General features: G+C 45.4%; 12 protein-coding genes. 5 read left to right on the forward strand and 7 right to left on the reverse strand.

Going from position 1 to position 19,457, the window contains the following annotated elements:
* Positions 1–63: 63 nt before the first annotated feature.
* Positions 64–1,206: a TIGR03088 family PEP-CTERM/XrtA system glycosyltransferase gene (locus tag FHP88_RS12045; protein ID WP_144359312.1), complete on the reverse strand. Its 1,143-nt coding sequence runs from the start codon at positions 1,204–1,206 to the stop codon at positions 64–66.
* Between the two features lie 172 nt (positions 1,207–1,378).
* On the opposite strand from FHP88_RS12045, the gene FHP88_RS12050 reads away from it, so the two are divergent.
* Positions 1,379–2,149, forward strand: a complete 771-nt coding sequence (locus FHP88_RS12050; protein WP_144359313.1) for a S1 family peptidase — start codon at positions 1,379–1,381, stop codon at positions 2,147–2,149.
* 220 nt (positions 2,150–2,369) lie between these two features.
* On the opposite strand, the gene FHP88_RS12055 is transcribed toward FHP88_RS12050, so the two are convergent.
* On the reverse strand, positions 2,370–6,686 hold the full coding sequence (locus tag FHP88_RS12055; protein WP_186297700.1) for an O-antigen ligase family protein: 4,317 nt from the start codon (positions 6,684–6,686) through the stop codon (positions 2,370–2,372).
* Positions 6,687–7,322: 636 nt separating this feature from the next.
* Between FHP88_RS12055 and prsT the strand changes: the two genes are divergently transcribed.
* Positions 7,323–10,091, forward strand: coding sequence for an XrtA/PEP-CTERM system TPR-repeat protein PrsT (gene prsT / locus FHP88_RS12060; protein WP_186297701.1), 2,769 nt, complete (start codon positions 7,323–7,325; stop codon positions 10,089–10,091).
* A 40-nt stretch (positions 10,092–10,131) separates the two neighbouring features.
* Here prsT and FHP88_RS12065 read toward each other — a convergent pair whose 3' ends face one another.
* Positions 10,132–11,274 carry a GNAT family N-acetyltransferase gene (locus FHP88_RS12065; protein ID WP_144359316.1) on the reverse strand — a complete coding sequence of 381 codons (1,143 nt, stop codon included), beginning with the start codon at positions 11,272–11,274 and terminating at the stop codon, positions 10,132–10,134.
* A gap of 496 nt (positions 11,275–11,770) precedes the next feature.
* On the opposite strand from FHP88_RS12065, the gene FHP88_RS12070 reads away from it, so the two are divergent.
* Positions 11,771–12,841, forward strand: coding sequence for a hypothetical protein (locus FHP88_RS12070; RefSeq protein WP_144359317.1), 1,071 nt, complete (start codon positions 11,771–11,773; stop codon positions 12,839–12,841).
* Between the two features lie 78 nt (positions 12,842–12,919).
* On the opposite strand, the gene FHP88_RS12075 is transcribed toward FHP88_RS12070, so the two are convergent.
* Together FHP88_RS12075 and FHP88_RS12080 are read right to left on the reverse strand one after the other, a co-directional pair.
* Complete coding sequence (locus FHP88_RS12075) at positions 12,920–13,777, reverse strand: ThiF family adenylyltransferase (protein WP_144359318.1); 858 nt, start codon at positions 13,775–13,777, stop codon at positions 12,920–12,922.
* A gap of 46 nt (positions 13,778–13,823) precedes the next feature.
* Complete coding sequence (locus FHP88_RS12080) at positions 13,824–14,822, reverse strand: SDR family oxidoreductase (RefSeq protein ID WP_144359319.1); 999 nt, start codon at positions 14,820–14,822, stop codon at positions 13,824–13,826.
* A 489-nt stretch (positions 14,823–15,311) separates the two neighbouring features.
* Here FHP88_RS12080 and FHP88_RS12085 point away from each other — a divergent pair, with 489 nt between their 5' ends.
* On the forward strand, positions 15,312–16,199 hold the full coding sequence (locus tag FHP88_RS12085) for a PEP-CTERM sorting domain-containing protein (RefSeq protein WP_186297702.1): 888 nt from the start codon (positions 15,312–15,314) through the stop codon (positions 16,197–16,199).
* 61 nt (positions 16,200–16,260) lie between these two features.
* Here the strand turns inward: FHP88_RS12085 and FHP88_RS12090 are convergent, their stop codons facing one another.
* On the reverse strand, positions 16,261–17,265 hold the full coding sequence (locus tag FHP88_RS12090; protein WP_144359321.1) for an HD-GYP domain-containing protein: 1,005 nt from the start codon (positions 17,263–17,265) through the stop codon (positions 16,261–16,263).
* Between the two features lie 212 nt (positions 17,266–17,477).
* Here FHP88_RS12090 and FHP88_RS12095 point away from each other — a divergent pair, with 212 nt between their 5' ends.
* On the forward strand, positions 17,478–17,852 hold the full coding sequence (locus FHP88_RS12095) for a hypothetical protein (RefSeq protein ID WP_144359322.1): 375 nt from the start codon (positions 17,478–17,480) through the stop codon (positions 17,850–17,852).
* Positions 17,853–17,860: 8 nt separating this feature from the next.
* On the opposite strand, the gene FHP88_RS12100 is transcribed toward FHP88_RS12095, so the two are convergent.
* Complete coding sequence (locus FHP88_RS12100; protein ID WP_144359323.1) at positions 17,861–19,237, reverse strand: L-serine ammonia-lyase; 1,377 nt, start codon at positions 19,235–19,237, stop codon at positions 17,861–17,863.
* Between the last annotated feature and the right edge of the window lie 220 nt (positions 19,238–19,457).

The following is a 19,457-nucleotide window of genomic DNA, read 5'->3' on the forward strand; positions in this document are numbered from 1 at the left end:
TTTTAACCTTTTGTTGAAACTATTCGGATCATGGTGCGTTTTCCTTGGTTATCATTGGTCTTGTTATGTGTTTGATAACTTATCATAGACAGCCACATAACGCTCCACCATTGCCGCAATACTAAAATGTTCCTCAGCCCGCAATCGGGCCGCCTGACCCTGTGACTTTCGTAATGATTTACCCCGGACGTACATCTCCAATGTTTTGGCCAGTGCGTGACTGTTTCCAGCTGGAACCAGTGTACCGGTCTTTCCATCCTCAACGAGTTCTGGATTCCCCCCAACAGCGGTGGCAATAACGGGTAATCCGCAAGACATGGCTTCCAGTAGAGTATTGGATATACCTTCGGCAAGTGAGGGTAAAACGAAAATATCCAATGATTGCATGAGGTTGGACACATCATCTCTCGCGCCGGGTGCCCACACTAAATCGGCATAGCCAGCTGTTGTGAGTCGCTCCATTACGGTATCTCTGAGCGGGCCATCACCGACAATGACAAGGCGTGCAGTCTGTTTCAAGTCTGGACAGTTGTTGAGTAACTGAATAAACCCTTCAGCAAGATTCATCTGATCTTTAACCGGCTGGAAACGGCCGACGGTTCCAATAATGACGGAATCCTCGTTGGAAAACCCTTCCTTTGCTGGCAGAGATGGCTTTGCGTCTGGTGCTGGTTTGAACTTGTCAGTGTCGACGCCATTATAGATTTGGGTGATCCGTGAAGAATCGACGCCGATCTGTTCCTTTAGATAGCGCTCGAGGTCTTGCGAGAGGGGTATATATCGTTCAACGAGCGGGCGATGTAGACGCCGTAAGAGCTGTAATTTCTTATTGCTGCCATCCAGATCGTCTATATCTCTTCCATGTTCGCCATGAATGCGATGTTTAACCCCAGCCAGATAGGCCGGGAGTAGGGCGTCAAGTCCTGAAAGATTGCGCGAGTGAAGGATATCTGGCTTGAGTTCTCTGAACACTTTAAAGAGTCGCCATTTTGCACCGATATCACGACCGGGCTTTTTATTGATGGCGATTACTTGAACATCATCGCGTTGCAGTCGATCTTTGAAGTCTGAGTAATCCTCCATACAGACAATTACATGACGGTAGCGATCTGCTGGAATCCGATTAATCAGATTGATTAATCCATTTTCCAGACCGCCGATCCATAAATGATGAATGACGTGTGCGATAAGTGGTGGTGATGTCATTATTCTAATTGAGTCAAAGCTGCTGAATGTTAGGTGGTATTCACTATAGAACTATCCATGCTAATGGCCGGATTATTTTTCTTGCGCGTTCAAGCATCGGGCATCGTCTCTTTGTATCTCATGGCAGATCAATTTACACTCACCGTTATAAAGTCGTTACGAGGTATTATCTATGAGATTACCAGCCTTGGCTATCTATGGCATGGTGCTGTTGAGCCTGTTTTCTTCTCACGTCAACAGTGCAGAGCTGCCTGATATTATTGATCGAATCAGGCCGAGTGTGGTGGCAGTGGGTACTGTCATGCCCTTGAGGCGTCCGTCTGCCCAGTTTATGGGAACGGGTTTTGTTATCGGTAATGGTAATCTGGTCATCTCCAATCATCATGTGATTCCCGATCTGATCGATGTTGCTAAAAAGGAGACATTGGCGGTATTCAGTGGGCGAGGCGAAAAGGCCAAGGTACACCCAGCAAAGATTGTCAAGGCCGATCCTGATCATGACCTGGTTCTTTTGGAGATATCCAATGGGCCACTGCAGCCTATGTCACTGGCAGCGGAGACTGAAATTCGGGAGGGTGAGGCCATTGCATTTACGGGCTTTCCGATTGGAATGGTCTTGGGACTCTACCCGATAACACATAGGGGCATTATATCTGCCATTACCCCGATAGTGATTCCATCGAATAACTCCAAGAACCTTACGGCAAAACAGATTCAGCGTATGCGCAATCGTTTCGAGGTGTATCAGCTGGATGGTACCGCCTATCCGGGCAACAGTGGTAGCCCGGTTTATGATGCACAGTCAGGACGGGTTGTAGGCGTTTTGAACAGTGTTTTTGTAAAGGAGTCTAAGGAGACTCTGCTGGAAAGACCCTCAGGTATCAGCTATGCAATTCCTGTTAAGTATGTTCATGCATTGTTGAAGGATGCTAAAAAACAGTAGATTGTACGGGGTGGACACTTAGCTTCTGCTCACTCTATGTTGCAGCGTTACCCATTACCGTTATAGCCATGGCTAATTTCAGCTTTGATCACTGGTTGTTTAGATGCATAGGGCGGGCTGTGCCCGCCGACGGCACCCATGGAGCGCCCTATAGTGAGTTACCAATGAAGAGACCACACACATAGTGTATAAGGAGGAGCAAACTACCCATGCCGCCAGGTTACAATCTGATATGAATGGTTCCCTCCAGCGCATCAGGGAACTCAACTAGGGTTATGCCAGCACTGTTTGAAACGTAATGTTTTTCGCTGCCGTTGAAAGAGAGCGTTATCTGGCTGCCGGGATTGCGTCCCAGGAGATAAAGGGTTTTATCACCCGCTTTTTTCATTAATGAAACGCTGCTTTCATTCAGATCAGTAAGGAACAGAATCAAATTTTCCTGGCTGCGTGTGCCGTATACGTTGGAGCGATCAGTTTTTAGTGGACTGGGCTTTATAGTACTAAATTCATCGATACTAGGAGTTAATACCGTTAAAAAATGATCCTCCAGGTTTGCTTCTTCCGGCTGTATCTCAATGCGCCATTGACTGTCATCAAACCAGGGCTGTTTGTTTACGCCCTCCACCATATTTTTGCCATCCAGATCGGAATCATCGCCATCCTTTTCAACGTAAAACTGATAGTCGGTTCCACCAATCAGACGGGTAACGGCCTTTTCAGGATAGATTCGATCGACTCTTAACCTGCCCACACCATTTACTATCTTTAAGCTGTCCGATCGACTTTCTAATATTCCATTGGATTCAGTGCCTTTTAATATGGTGGTGTTTTCCAGGGTGGGGCGGTTGATAGTGTGTAATAACCATTTCTTGGTGTAATCAGGATGGGTGCTGACGATTTTATCGTGAATGAACAGTTGATCAGCTTCAACAAGATAGAGAAGTTCTCGGACAACCGAGGTGACCTTTCCATCTTCACCCGTTTCATCATAATGTGTGTTGTTGTAAGCAGGTGTGAGATCTGTAGCGAGATAGTGGTAGCCGTTTGTATTATCGAAGTCATATGCATTGAGTTTTCCACCTTCGAGGTGTTGTCCGTCATTCAACTGCTCGGCCCATTGGATGGTGCTGCTAATTGAACTACCGGTAGGCAGTGTGATGCGTTGTCCTCCAGCAGAAACGTTCTCTTTGAAGAATCTGTTGGGTTTGACCTCTTCATCTTTGCGAAGAATGAGCAGGGAGTTTTTGGATACGGTACGCAGACTGTAGTTGAGCCGATGCTCGTCGAAGAATCCACCGTAAGTACCGCTGTTGCTGACCAGTGGCGCACCTTTGAATAGGGTGAAATGACCGGCATCGTAATGACCATGATGGGTAAAGTTGTTGCCGGACCGTAGCGTAATAAAAGTGTCTTGCGGTGACCAACCTGAGCGGAAGTAGGCCATATTCATGGCATTTATTCCAAATAGGGCTGCAGTGGGTAGTCGTTGAGCAAAACTAAGCGTCTTTTTAGTGGGCTGTGCTTCAGGAATAATGGAGGGGTCGTTGAACAGGATGAATCCCCAGCGATAATCCTGATAATAACTGGCATGGCGGTGCAACTCGCCAAGATAGTTTGAGTAGGCCGCCAGTACGGGGTCTTTGGTTGCTTGAGTGATGAGGTCGATGATTCGTCTTGTCTCATCTTTCAGGTCAACACGGGGTCCTTCATCGCCCAGTCCGTGGGCCTTGTTATCTGGTCGGGTATTGTAAATGTGCCAGTAGCCAATGCGTCTGAGTGTCTCCATTACTTGGTCGTGATTTTCCGCAACCTCTAAGCCATTCAGATAGGCCGTGGTAGCGAGTGAGATCAGAAATGCACGATTATTAATCCAGTAGTTGTAGCCTTCAGGCCAGGCCTCAGTCATCGCTAAAGCCTTCAGGGATTCAAGGAAGTGTCCCTGAGCTTGAGTGATGAGGTTCAGGTCATCCGGATTCTCTGGATCCAAAACTATAGCTGCAAGCCAAGCAATTGAGGAGAGTGTAGCGCGTCCATGCCAAAGCGACATGTTGTCACCTTCAAGCAGTAACAGCGCGTGACGCAGAGCTCCGCGGATTCTTGCCTCAATAACTACTCGATCAGTCTCTTTTAGATCGGGATAGCGACGTATAAAATCATAGGCAAAGGCATAGTGCCAGAGATTACCATAACTCTCGTTATTTCTGGCAACCTGCATGTAACCAGTTTTCAGCACATTAATAATCCGCTCGGCTGTGGCCGGTTTTCCGGTGCTTAACCAACAGGCTGTGAGCCCTGGTAGGCTGTTACTTGAGCAGGGAGAATAGTGTTTTCGGTCATAATCACTATATTGTTCAATCCGTTGCTTCATCTGTGGTGAGATGTCATTTCCAGGCCACTGAGAGAGTTCGGGAAATAGTATCCGAGGATGAGTGGCCCGAACTTTCCCAACCAATTTGTGATCACTGTGGAAACGGTTTGGTAGAAGGGCCTGTACCAGGTAGCCATCCTGTTGTCCCAGTTTATCCAGTGTGCGCAATGCCAACTGTCTGGGACCCATTCCCGTTACTCGCGTAGCACCCCAGGTTCCAAAGATTATGAATACAACTAGACTCGTGGCAATTATTCCCAATTGTCGAGAAGGGGGTAGCATGCGGAATTGCCGGAACAGTTTAGCTGGAATGCCGGGTGTCGCAGGTGTTGTTGGCGCTAGGACAAGTGCAGTTGATCGACTCGCCAACAGAATCCATGTGCATAAGAAGAGTAGTAGCGTCAGTTTGGGCTCATCTAAAATACTGTCGAAAAGACCCACCACCAACAACCCGGTGAGTGCAGGAAGATAGAGTAGAGGATAGCTATCCCGTTGCCGCAGGCGTTTTATTGAAATGAGCAGGCTGTATAAGATCAGGAGAGTAAAAATAGCAAGACCAATCCAACCCCCTTCGAAGAAGGTATCAACCCAGATATTCTTTATATGCCAGCTAAGATGATTGCCTGAATAGAAAAACCAGTGGTCCAAACCTTTATCAAAGCTACTATTACTGAGTAGACTCTTTCCACTGGGTGTGATGATTTGCACATCATCAATATCAAGACCCTTTGTCAAACCACGATTTAAGATCGAGATCTGCACCGGCCGAGAGCCATACCAATACTTCTTCCCTAGATCATTTACGCTGAATTTTTTATTGAAATTGACCCATTCTGTGCTTTTTGAACCGGTGTCAATTCCCATCCATTTACAGTTTTTGTAGGGTTGGTAAATCAGGCGTTCACATATCTCAACTAGTAGTCGGGTTGGCTGTTCTGTTCTTGGGCGCAATGATATGGAAAGCCGGTAAGTCCCTGGCTCAGAAACATCAAAGCGCTGAGTCAGAAACAGATCGCCGCTATTGTTGCTTTTATCCATGCGCAGAAAATTATTGGCATCTTCTTTGATGTGCAGCATCGTTGGCGGTAGTGAATCAACCGGGTGTGACCAGTAATAGTGTCTTGGAAATGAGCCCCTTCCCATACCCCATAGCTTGTTCTCAGGGCTATTACCCATCATCTCAATGGCCGAGTTCCAATGAACAAATCTGCCAGAAAGATCACTACTAACGGTACTGAAACGGTGCTTGATAAATTCTCCACTGATAAACGGTGCCGAAATAATCAGTGCCAACAGTAGAATGCCGCCCAGATACCATCCTTTCCCATGATGCGAAGAGTCCACATGCCTTTTAAGATAAAACCAGGCGGCCAAGCCGGTAATGATTGCAATAATCACTGCAGCATAGTCAGCGCGGCTAAATGTGACGGCTAGACCGTAGAATGCGAATAAGAGTAGGCCAAATCCGATCAGATGGAGAAGGCGGGAATTCCGGATCAGGAACAGTGCGGTGATGAAGGGTAGAGAGAAAATTAGGTGCGCATCAAGCGGGGCGCCACCCGTGGTCATACCGGAAAACAGTGCTGTTACACGATAGGGTTTTGAGAAGTTAAAAACACCGGCAAATAGGGCGCGCTCCCAGAGTATTGCAGTAAGGTCGGCCGCGAGTCCGCCGATCATGCCAAAAATAAACAGCTGAGTGACCTTATTCCCTCTGTTGATGGCTTGACCTAAAAGTGGCAAGAGCAAGAGTGCCCAGAAAAAACCTTTAGCCAACCGTAGACTGTTGTAGTGACTGTAGTAGCTGGTAAAAGCGTTAGCATCAATGGGTTGTAGAGGTAGCAGTCCCTTTAATGCTGTGTAGGTCTGCCAAATAATCAGCAGAAAAATCAGTGCCCAGCGTTTCCAATTGAGTTGTAACGGTGCAATCCAGGCGTCACGACGTAATAGACCAGAAGCAACACTGACTAAAACAAGCAGATCGAACTCACTAAAAAATATACGGCCGGTAGTCGGGGTTAAATCCATTACAGGCAGTAGAGTAGGGACCACAATCAGCCAGAGCCACGGATAGCGCCAGAGGAGTATAAAATAGGTACAAAGGCCAGCCCCAAGCCAAAGGTTTCCCGCTGGAAATTCCAGTAGTGTTATTGTGACAATCGCAAGCATTACGACTGCAAGCATGCATTGCAAAAATACTAGTGAGGATGATGCGCGATGAGTCGTAGACGAGACAGATGGAGTCATTTCAGTTTGATTTCAGTGGTATGAAGGGCTAATCCATCAACTCAGTGACGACTATTTCTGATGGTAAGTGCTGCTTTATAAATAATTGATGGGTCACTGCCGACTTGTCTATTATAGTGTGTCTCATTGATGATGGTAAACGATTGAATATACTGCCCAAAAATAAACAATTGATAGTGGATGTTACACTCCAGGCTCGACTGAAAATGTATAATCCCCCAGGTTTTTGGATGATTCATAAGTTATATGAACGGGTATTGGATTATCCCGGCATCGAATGTAAAGGAAAAATATTCTTATAATTACGGATGTACCATGAGTGAATCAATAAGTTACGTGTGAAGCATACAGCCAAAAATTCATCTCCCTGTTGCCGGGTTTGCATGTCTCGGGCATTATGTATCGATTATTAGAACGTATATTTTGGAAGATATATCCAAATAGGATTGAGTACCATTGATGTTAGTTATTGTGGTTCTCGCAGCATTCTCAAGCAGCATATAGAGTCCAGATTTACTCAGCCTTGCACTGCTTTTGAATCTACAGATGGGAAGTTTCATGAATAAGAAATTAAAGTTTGCACTCTCTTTCACCTCACTATTGTTTATTGCCGGCTGCGGGTCTGTTGATGATCTGCAACATATCGAAAATGCAAAGAAATTCCTGGCAAATGGCGATCAGAAATCTGCGCTAATTGAACTTAAAAGTTCTATCCAACAAAATCCACAAAACGGCAACGCACGAACCCTGTTGGGACAGCTTTATTTGAAGGCAGGGAATTTTGCAGCAGCAGAGAAAGAGTTGAAAAAAGCGCTAGAACTTGGTGCAGATGACAATGAGATATTCCCTTATCTCAGCAAGGTACTCCTACAGTTGAGAAAACTGGATGATGTCATTGCGATAAAGACGAGCCATCTCCGACCGAATGAACAAGGAGAGGTGCTAGCGGCACAGGGCGTTGCATTGTTGGTACGGAGTGACCATGAAAATGCAATTAAGCAAATAGACCGTGCTGTAGAGATTGCCCCAGGCTCGGCTTATGTACATGTTGCAAAGGCCAGTGCTTTTATGATGGCTGAAAAGTCTCTTACAAACGCGCGAGAAGAGTTAAAGCGGGCATTTGAGATTGATAATAACTTCCCGGCTGCCTGGAGTCTGTTGGGCGATATCGAGGCCAATGAGAAGAATCTGGAATTAGCCCGTGACGCCTACACCAAATCGATGTCGCTAATGCCGACGAATCTGGCCGATCGCAACAAGCGTGTGACCGTCAATATCCTATTGAATGATCTGAAAAAGGCGCAGTACGATCTGGATATTTTAAAAAAGATGCTTCCTGGTAACGCGGGTGTGGCCTTCTCTCAGGGGTTGGTGTATCTGGCATCCAATAAGTTGGAAGATGCTAAATCCGCATTTGATTTGGCCCTGCTTGATCAGGATCGCTATCCCTTGTCGTTATTTTATCTTGCCTATGTCAATTATCGTTTAGGCAGCATTGCCCAGGCAGAAACCCATGCAGAGCGGTATTTCACGTTAAATCCAGGGCATCTCGCCAACAGAAAATTACTGGCTGATATCAAGTATTCAAAGAAAGAGTATGACTATGTTGATACGCTGATCAATCCGGTACTGGAAGCCAATCGAGAGGATGATGAACTCCTAAACATATTGGCAAAAACAAAACTGATGCGTGGTGAGACTGCTGAGGGTATCGCTCTTCTTAATCAGATAGTAGAACGTAATCCAGAGTCTGCAGAAGCGAGGGTACGACTTGGGGCTGGACTCTTGATGAGTGGTAATCAATCGGAGGGTTTTGCCCAGCTAGAGACTGCAATAGCACAGGATAAGGATGACCATCAAGCAGATACATTGCGGGTATTAAGTTACCTAAGATTGAAGGAAATGGAGAAAGCACATCAGGCAGCAGCTGATTTTCTGAAAAGAGCTCCTGAGAGTGAGATACCGCATAACTTGATGGGCATGATTTTTATTGCAGAGAGGGATTTGCAAGGCGCCAGGAAAGCGCTGGAACAATCATGGAAAATCAAACCAGGCAATACCGATGCTGGTCATAATCTGGCAATTCTGGCTATTCAGGATAAGCAATATGCCCAGGCTAGAGATTTTCTCAACGGGGTTATTTCGGCTCACCCTGACAATCTTGAAACCTTAGTGAAGTTGGCGGAACTGGATGTGATTGAGGGGAAAGCAGAACAACAAGTACAGCGGTTAGAAAGGGCGATTCGTCTATATCCTGGTGCTGTAAAGCCTCGTTTGATGCTGGCAAGGTACTATATCAATTCAGGGAATCCAGCGCAGGTGACCGGGTTGATAGAAACACTCGATTTTGAGGCACGAAAACAATTACCGGTTTTGGAAGTGCTTGCCATCCAGGCGATAGCGCAAAAAAATTACAAGGCTGTGGAAAAGTCCGCGTCAGATATCATAGCAAAGAAGCCGGATGGTCCGGAAGGTCACTATCTGTTGGCACAGGCCTATGCGGGGCAAGACAATCTGAAGTTGGCTGAGAAAGCCTTATTAACAGCAATTGAAAAGGATGATCAGTATTTACCAGCGCGTATAGCGCTTCTACGACTCCTTGTGAAAAAACAGGATATTCCGGCGGTCGAGCGTGAAATCGCCTCTTTGAAAACATTTACCAGTAAAAATGAAGATGTAATGAAAGTGGCCTTTGCCCTTGAGGAATTAAAGGGTGATCAACAACAAGCGTTGAAACTTGCAGAAGAGGTGTTTTCAGCCTATCCAAATATTGACAATATGCTCGCCTTATCCAGACAGCGTTTACGGGTAGGAGACAGCGCAGGGGCGTTGAGTTTGCAGGAAAAATGGGCAGAGAGTCATAGTGAAGAGTACAACGCAAACTTTATTCTGGCTGAATCGTATACTCGATTGAAGAAATATGATTTGGCAGCGAAGTATTATCAGCGTGCATTGGCTGTGGCACCTGATGATATAAGAGTATTGAATAATTTGGCTTGGGTCATGCGAACTTATGATCCCGAGCAGGCATTAACCTACATACAAAGAGCGAATGAGTTAAAGCCAGGGTCAGTAGCCCTGATGGACACATTGGCACTGGTCTACCTAGCCAATAAAGAGACAGAGCTGGCACTGCGCACAATCAAGGAGGTGGGCTATCTGGAGTCTAATAACCCAACTTTGCGTTATCACGAAGCGTTAATTAACTCGATGGCTGGAAATAACAAAATAGCGGTTGAGATTCTCACTGATCTGCTGAAAAAGGAGCAGGAGTTTTCAGAAAAAGCAGAAGCCAAGGCACTGCTCGAAAAGCTGAACAAGGGATAGCATTCTGTTTTACAGTGGGTTATTGCGATTTGGCTGTAGTTTAATTGACTCGAAAGTCGGCGGTTTCACTGCCTGCCAGGATGCGGGAGCATAATCCGCGACAAAGATTCATTAATACCTTATTGGCCAATTGGCCTTCATGTTTCAAAAGACGTGATAGGCCTTTTTCATCAAGTGACAGAACCTTTACGTCATCTGTGGCTGCAATAATACTGGCTGTTCTGGGAACACCCAAGAAAAAGGCAATCTCACCAATTACCTCACCTGGCGATACCATGGCGATCATCTGACCACCTTTCTCGACGGCAACGTGGCCGGATAGTAGAATGAACATGGTTTTTGCCGAGTTATCTTTCTCTATAATGTGGTTACCTTTTTTGCAGGCAATAATGTGGCTTTTTTGAATAAGTCGCTCGATCTCTTCTGCTTCGAGAGAATCAAATAGGCTGGGTGTAGTATTAAATGACCAATCTTTCCCAGGTGAGAGCGAACTGATTTCATCAAGAAATTGTGCTGTATTAGAAACCGTTAGGCTATGAACATTCGTTTTGTTATCAATTACGTGTGTCAGTTCATCTGCAAAGCGGCAGTAAGCAAGGTCTTCCGGTTTGGTCAGCATGGCAAATGGTGAGCCAATTCGTTTCAGGTGGTCATAATCACCTACGATCAATGCCATTGGAATGACAAGACCGATGCCGGGATAGGTGTAGGGGGTAGTAAACGGCCTGAACCCTAGCTTTAAATAAGAGTTCAGATGGTGGGGTTCGCAGTCCAAAAGGACAATCTCAGCACGATGTTTAAGGACAAAATTCATTACTTCCTTATACATCCTCAGCGTTACATTGCTCCCTCTATGCTCCTCTGTGACCATCAACCGCTCAACGATACAGATCTGATCTTGGCTTAATACACCGAGGAAGGGTGCAATACTGTAGGCCTCAATTAAAGAATCTGTAAAGGGAACATCTCCTCCCCAAAAGAGCCTGAGCGTTCCGATAGGTTCGCCATTTTGAATGGCAATAACGGCGCGTGCCGACTTATCGTATTCATCTCTCAGTTCCTGCTTTTCATGATCGCCTTTATCTTTAAGGCGCCCCATGCTTTTCACATAAATCTGATAACGTAGTCTGAAGGAAGCTTGATTGTCTTCTTCTGTTTCGGCAAATCTGACGCCATCCTGCATAGAGCCTCCCCGATTACACACCACGTACCCTTGATCTAAAGTCACAGCTTATAACCCAAATTCTTGTGATGGATGAAATATTTAAATATCAAGTGGTTCCTGCAAGAAGTTAGAACCATCACTACAACGTAATATAGTACCATTCCGGCACCTGATCTATCCAATCAGGGCGATTTCATTGACTCAGTAAAAAGAACGGAAATAAAATCATATATCATGGATTGATTAATAGATACTAGCATTGTGGTCCTTTAACGCCCTCAAGTTAATGCAAAATTGCTTACAATTTAGGGCGGATTCTTTATCTCACACAAACAAAAGAATTAAATTCTATTTGGCGTGGATTGAAAGTATAGCCTCAGTACTAAACGACACAGCTGATCGATTACCTTATGATGTGATATGTGCTTATTGATGCACTTAATTTCGATAGAAAAAAGTATTTGCAGAAACAGTGATATTAGCAATTCGTATTGGAGTTCAAGGAACTGAATAAATGCTTAGAGATGAGATGCTGAAGCTAATACAGGCAGGCATACTGGCACCCTCTGCAGACAATATGCAGCCATGGAAATTTAGAATTGATGGTGATTGCCTTGAATTATCGCTAGACAGGAATTTGATGGGACTCTTCTTTGATCCTGCAGATGTTGCCAGTAAGATGGGTTGTGGCGCTGTTCTTGAAAATATTGATCAACAAGCACGCTCTATGGGATTAAGTATTGATATTGATCCTTATTCGGTGACTGATCAGAGCACTCCGATTCGAATGACGTTTACCGCCCATGATCAACAGCGATCTGATCACTATGCAACTGAAGTGTTTTCGCGCTGCACGGACAGAGGGCTTTATAGAAAAAGTCTGCAGGTTAATGAGGCCGATCGTAAAAAGTTAGATGACGCAGTCAGATCACTCAGTGATTATTCACTGACATTCTATGATCTTGATAATCAACGCAAAGCATTTACCAAGATAGTATACAAGGCGGATACTATACGCTTCAGTCATGAAGCAATACATAATGATTTTTACGATGTATTACGATTCGGCGATCATGCTGAAAAATCCAAAGATGGATTAGCCCAAGAGACGTTGGGTATTGAATCGGTTTTTATACCGATACTGCGCTATCTCAGGCCATGGAGATTAACCCATCTCTTGAACAGGATGGTAGGTTTGCACCATATGATGGCTTTGCGCGGCGTCTGGTTACCCATGGTTACATCACCCAGTTTGGTCTCAATCGTACATACAGGCCCCGCTGATTACCTCGATTTTGGAAGAGCCATGGAGAGGTTTTGGCTGCAGGCCACGAGCTGTGGCCTGAGTGTGCAACCGTTAGGGGCTTTCCCCCTCTTTCTGGCGAGACTATCAACAGTTGATGGTGAAGGATTTTCCGATACTCAGATATCACAGTTAGAACGGTTGGAGGAAGCATTTGCAGATATAACGCCCTCTTACCAGGGTACGGATAGACAACTGGTTATGCTGTTTCGAATAGGCTATTCAAAGTGCGCTCCAAACCGGTCAATGCGACGCACTGTAGAAACATTTCTCAGTGAGTGAGAATCCTTGCGCTTGCTTATGACCTAACAATTAATTGCTGATACAGGCGCCATTCAAGTTAGGTTTAGTATGCTGAATTTACAATCCGAGCAACCGTTTCGCTATTGAAAATTTAATTTTCTGAATCGGATTTTTGTTGCCGAACCAGAGTGTGCCTTTCTTAAGTTTGTTAAGGCGTGCGTCATAGCAGGTATAGTAGGGGATCGGTTTCAACTCTTCTGGGTGAAGAATTGCGAGTAATGTCTGGGTGATGACCATTCCGGTAGCCAGTTTACAGCCACTGGCGATACTGGGTGCTTTGCGCTGGCTTAGATCGACCGATTCAGGGTCCACATATTTCAAATGGAAGCCCGCGGGTGCGCATCCAAGGGACATCTTTAATACCTGGTTTTCAAGGGATGCTGAATAGTCAATATCAAAGTAATCATCAAATGACATGCCCTCATTGGTATAAATAAGCAGACCGACACCAAAGCCCAGCGGCACCCCGAAAATGGCAGGTATATTCCGTTCCCTACAGGCGTTAATGATCATCCTGTGGGTCTCAATTTCAAAGAACTCAACAGCGTCAACAAAGACATCCACGCCATTCAAAAAAGCATCAATATTTGATTCGTTAATGCCGTCCCCAAAGGTTTCAATATTTGATTCAGGATTGATATCCAAAGCCAGATCATGCATGACAGACATTTTGGGTTTGCCGACTGCCGACATGGTGGCGCCGTACTGGCGATTGAAGTTACCGACTTCAAATTCATCAAAGTCAGAGATTTTAAAATTACCCACGCCAGCCCTTGCTAGCGTTATGAGATAGTCCCCTCCAACACCTCCCATACCCGCAATTGCCACAGTGGCATTTTTAAGCCGCATCTGCTCCTGATCCGAGGTGATGCCATGGTTGCGTGAAAATGCAAGATTATAATCGAAACCACTCATTATTTATTCCACCTGCTCTGAGTAAAATAGGTACTTTATCTGATCTTTACAATTTTGTTTCTGCGAGCTTTTTTGCGATAAAAGATCGGCTATCTGTCAATTTAATCTGCAGTTGATGAGTAAGCTGGCTCATGTCGGGTGTGAACTCATAGTGTCCGAGTAGCGCGAGAATACTCATCATATTTGCTCCGGCTGGCGTACCTTTCCGCATGATGACTTCAAGTGTCTTGAGTAGCCAGATGGGCAAGGGAATTTTCATGACTTTTTTATTCAGTAAATGACCATAAAGATCAGCGACCTCTCGCCATGAGATGGCTTGAGGGCCTCCCAAATCAATGATCTGGTTTATCAGTCCAGGTTGGTTTACGGCATGAAGCATGCAGTTGGCGACGTCATCAATGCAGATAAATGACTGTCTAGTCTTACCGTTTCCAGGTAGTAGTGCGATACCATATTTTTCGAGTATGCCACTGGTTAAAGAAGACCAGAGACGCGAAAGCCAGTATCCACGCAAAAGGGTGGGATGGCCAACACCCTGCATTACCGCACGGCTTCCCATGACAGCAAAATAGATATCCATAAAGGCCGCCCCTCTAAAGATAGTATAGGGAACGCCAGAGGCCACTATCATCTGTTCAATCTGACGTTTGATAACAAATTCTGGTACCTGATCATCAAAGGGTGAGGGGAACGCCGATATATATATAAGGTGCTCAATGTGATTCTCTTTACAGGCGCGAATAATATTCTCATAAAAGAGGAGGTCATCAATTCCGAAAGAATCACCTTTGCGTGGCACAATAGAACTTGCCGTCGCAATCACATGCGATACTTTTTGCCGACAAGCCGCATTTACACTGTCGAAGTCAGTCAGATCACCCGTATGCAGAGAGATATTTTCTGCACTGGGCAGTTGATAATTTGAGCTGGAACGGACAAAGGCTGTCGCAGCAATATCACCCTCTATAGCTATTCGTCTCAGTATGGCGCTGCCAAGCTGTCCACTTGCGCCAATAACCAATAAATGGGGTTTCATAGATTCCATTGATAAAACCTGCCTCGCTCCGATGCGTCAAGTCAGTCTCTGTAAAGAAAGCATACCGTACGATAGTAATTCATATTATGACCTTGTTCATTGGTTTAGGTGGTTTGTTTGCGTGTTGTCAAAATATTTTACGGATTAATAATCGCACTCTTGGGTTAAGCTAGTAGTATGAGCGAAAATATAGGACACGAATCCTTGGTTATCCTGGGTAGAGACTTAAGGTAAAGTATGGAAACCCGCTAAGTAATTACTTTTATTGGATTAATGCGAATAAAATCGTACCGTCTTCTGTATGCGCATGCTAAGAAATGATGTTGAGGCCCCTTTATTATGATCTGTCAGTATTTTTTACATATTTTTGATTTAAACGGTATTATTGGTCAGCCGTCGGCAATTAATAATAATAAAAACAATAAGATATAAATATTGGCATAGATGGTGCTTTCTGTTAGGCACACGAACAATTATTCAGCATTAGGAATGAGAATGATGAAAAAGACACTACTTGCACTTAGCCTGTTAGGACTGACCGGGTCAGCTGTAGCCTCACCCTTTTATGTAGACACAGGGACAAACTGGGATGGGGGAACTACGGTAACTACTGATAAGGCCTGTGATACCTGTACCTCATCTAAGAATGAAATTACCTACGCCTATCAATCAGTAACGACCGTTACAGATACTGATGCGAATGGTATAGATGCTGGTGATACTGTTACCACCAGTGGTGGCCTGGCGGTAGGCGCTTTCGGCTTTAACCGGGTAACCGGATTTAATCCTGGTGGCGGATATTTAACCAATAACGACAACGGTTACGGGCCTACAACTCCAGTCACACCTGGTTGGCAACTTAGTTTTAGCTTTACTGGGTTGGCCGGACAGATTGTACAGTATACGCCAAATGTCAGTCTTGAGTTGGCATATGGACCGGTTGGTAACTTCGATTTGTATTACAGTACCGATAATGGTCTAACCACTGTTAACTTCATGGATATTAAAGTTACCGGTGCGGCTTCGGGTAGCGGTGGTACTCTGTTAGCCGGTGTAGTCGACTTTACCAATGTAGATGCGCTTCCTGTAAGCATGTACAACATGTTTAATTCAGATGGTGCAACCTGTAATGGCGCAACCGGTTTCTATGATATATGGTTGAATTGCGATGGCACGGGTCTTCCTCTGATGGAAATTGGATTCTTGGCTGACTTTAACACCAATGCATCTCAGATCAGTATTACAGATAACCTGGATGGTACCTTTACCTTAACTGGCAACCACGACGGTAGTGCTGTATTCAACGTACCAGAGCCCAGCACCTTGGCGCTGTTCGGCGGTACCTTGCTGCTCTTAGGTGCTGGCGCACGTCGCAGAAAAGCATAAGCTGAAAAGTACACAGTGCAAGTGGGAAAACGGGCTCTTTATGAGCCCGTTTTTTTATGTCTTACTTAAACAACAAAACAAACTCAGCAAATAACTCCTTATCAAAATGTGCTGACATCTGCTGTTGCATCAGTTTCAGGGCGTCGAACGGTTTCATCGCCTTCTTGTAGGAGCGCTCGGAGGTTAGGGCATCGAATACATCGGCAATGCAGCAGATTTTGGCATAACGATGAATCTCTTTCCCTTTGAGGTGCTTAGGGTAGCCCGACCCGTCATCATATTCATGATGTTGCATAACGATACAGCGGCATTCGTCGGATAGGGCGTTGGCATGTTTTAGAATCTTAAATCCCTGGAAGGGGTGGATACGCATGTGCGCCATCTCAGCATCAGTCAGTTTACCGGGTTTATTGATCACATCGGCATCAACCATGACCTTTCCAAGATCATGCAGAAAAAATCCGGCGCCCATCTCATGGAGATTGTGGGCATCGGAGTTTTTGAAAAGTGCTTTTGATAGCATGATAGATGTGATGCCGACATTGACTGAATGTGTGTATGTGTAGAAATCATGGGAGGTGATGCGTAGCATGTTGCTGGCAGTCTGATCATCAGTGAGCACGAGATCGGTAATAGAGGCGATCACCTTTTTACTGGTAACAATGTTCTCAGCGGTTGGGGTTTCAAGGAGTCGTTCTATCATGGTTTTTGAATGATCATAAACCGCTTTGGCTTTCAGCTCAGAGGCCATCTTGGCGTCACTCATTGCTTCGAATAAAGCATCAGGTACAAGTGTTTCTGGATTCCAGATGGCCGGTATTTCTTGACCCTTGGGGTCGAGTACAATTTCGGAGGACGCGTTGTCCTGATCAGCGGTCAGTGCCTTCGGATCACCGAGCTCGGTGTCTATCATGACCTGCTTGACTCCGCAGGCCCTGATCTTTTTAATTTGGTCTTGATTCTTTATCAAGAAACGATTCTTGAGAAAGGGGTGTTCTGTCCAGGAGAGTGGTAGCTCTACAAACATTCCGACGATTAACTGCTCTGTCAAAATCTTTTTGCGCATCTTTTTCTCTGAGGATGATTTCCGTTAACTGACTGATAATTATTGATAATTATCTGGCTTTCCTTGCGTTTTTAATAAACAAAAACTAGTAAGGGTAGCGACACATTTGGGTCAAAGTTTAGGCTTTTGATAAAAGAATTAACTTGTTAAGTGACGCGTGGCTGTAGTTTGAGGATAATAGTGCAGATTAAGTTCTTAGACAGGGGTTAGGCGTGGATTTATCAAATTATTTTTATCGCACACTGGTCTATTCTGATGTGAAAGGTCAGGTCAGTGTATTTGAGAAATTACCACCACATTCCCTTATTCCACTTGAGCCTTGGTTGGGCCTGGTGATTCAATTGGCTGATGGTCAGCATACACTGCAAGAATTAATAGATTACGTGGCGAGTCGTTATCAGGATAATGTCCCTGAAAATTATCTGAAGACAATGGGGTCAGTCATTGAGCGGCTTATCGAGTCTGGGGCAATTGCTTTGGCTGAGACACCCTACAGTTTGCCTTATCACCTATCAATGCCTAAGGAACACCAGGATCCAGAGTTGGCGGAGCGCTCTATTGCTGAAGCAAAATATTCACAGCATTGATAGTTGGATTAGCAATCAACAATATTGACCGCTAATCCTCCACGGGCGGTCTCTTTATATTTGGTCTTCATGTCGAGACCCGTTTCACGCATTGTCTTGATTACTTTGTCGAGGGAGACAAAGTGGTTCCCATCCCCATAAAGCGCCATGCGGGACGCATTAATGGCCTTGACTGCGGCCATGGCGTTTCTTTCGATGCAGGGTACTTGTACGAGGCCTCCAACGGGGTCGCAGGTCAGCCCCAAATTGTGCTCCATTCCAATTTCGGCCGCGTTTTCCACCTGTTCTGGGGTGCCACCGAGGGCTTCAGTAAGACCGCCGGCCGCCATAGAACAAGCCGAGCCCACTTCTCCCTGACAACCGACTTCGGCACCGGATATCGAGGCATTAATTTTATAGAGAATGCCTATTGCACCTGCAGTCAGCAGGAATCTGACTACACTCTCATCATCAGCGCCCTCGCAAAAGCGCAGATAATAGTGAAGTACGGCTGGTATGATCCCGGCGGCACCGTTGGTTGGAGCCGTTACCACCCTGCCACCCGCAGCATTCTCTTCATTGACTGCCAGGGCGTAAAGATTGGTCCAGTCCATGGCGCTGAGAGGACTTGCCCCCCGTTCAGATTCGGCCTTAAGCTTTCTGTAGAGTCCAGCCGCTCTGCGCTTGACCTTCATGCCTCCCGGCAGAATTCCCTCAGTATGGCATCCGCGTGTGACGCATTCCTGCATGACTTGCCAAATAGTGAGGAGGCTTTTCTTTATTTGATCTTCTGGTATCCAGGTCTTTTCATTTTCCAGCATCAGTTTGCTAATGCTAAATCCTGTCGATTTACAGAGCGCAAGCAACTCATCACCGGTAGTAAAAGGATAGGGTACTTGTTTGATATCTTGGGGGATCTTATTTATTTCCAATTCAGCTTCGTCAACAATGAAACCCCCACCAATGGAGTAGTAGTTCTGGGTATCCAGTAGTAGCCCACTGTCATCAAAAGCACTGAATTGCATGCCATTGGGATGATAAGGGAGTGTTTTTCTTTTGTGCAGAATCAAGTCTGATGTTTCATTGAAACCGATGCTGTGTTGACCGGATAGACTGAGTTGTTTTGAATTACGAATGTCCGCTAGTCTGGTTTCAATTTGCTCGATATCGGTGCTGTCTGGTTCTTCTCCGACTAAACCCAATAAGACGGCCTTGTCACTCCCATGGCCTTTTCCGGTAGCGCCCAGTGAACCAAATAATTCCACTTTAATCCTGTGCGTTTCAAGCAGTAATTTGAGTTGTTTGAGTCTGAGTGTGTAGCGCCTGGCAGCCCTCATCGGACCCACTGTGTGGGAACTTGAAGGGCCTATGCCAATCTTGAAGAGTTCAAATGTTGAGATGGACATACTCTGCCTCCAACGGTATGGGTTTCACTATAGTGTAGTGAAACGACAATGACGAGGAGAATATCGATTTTAGAATTTATACGAGGGCAGGGCAGGGGTCGGAGTCGAATGGCACTTACTTAAGCTCAACTGTAGGGTGGGTTAGCGTCTTTTGCGTAACCCACCAAGCGTTGCGCAGCAACACAAGTCGTTTGTTTAAGGTGTGCCTGACGGCACGGCT

The organism is Sedimenticola selenatireducens (assembly GCF_007625115.1).
GTDB classification, from domain to species: Bacteria; Pseudomonadota; Gammaproteobacteria; order Chromatiales; family Chromatiaceae; genus Sedimenticola; species Sedimenticola selenatireducens_A.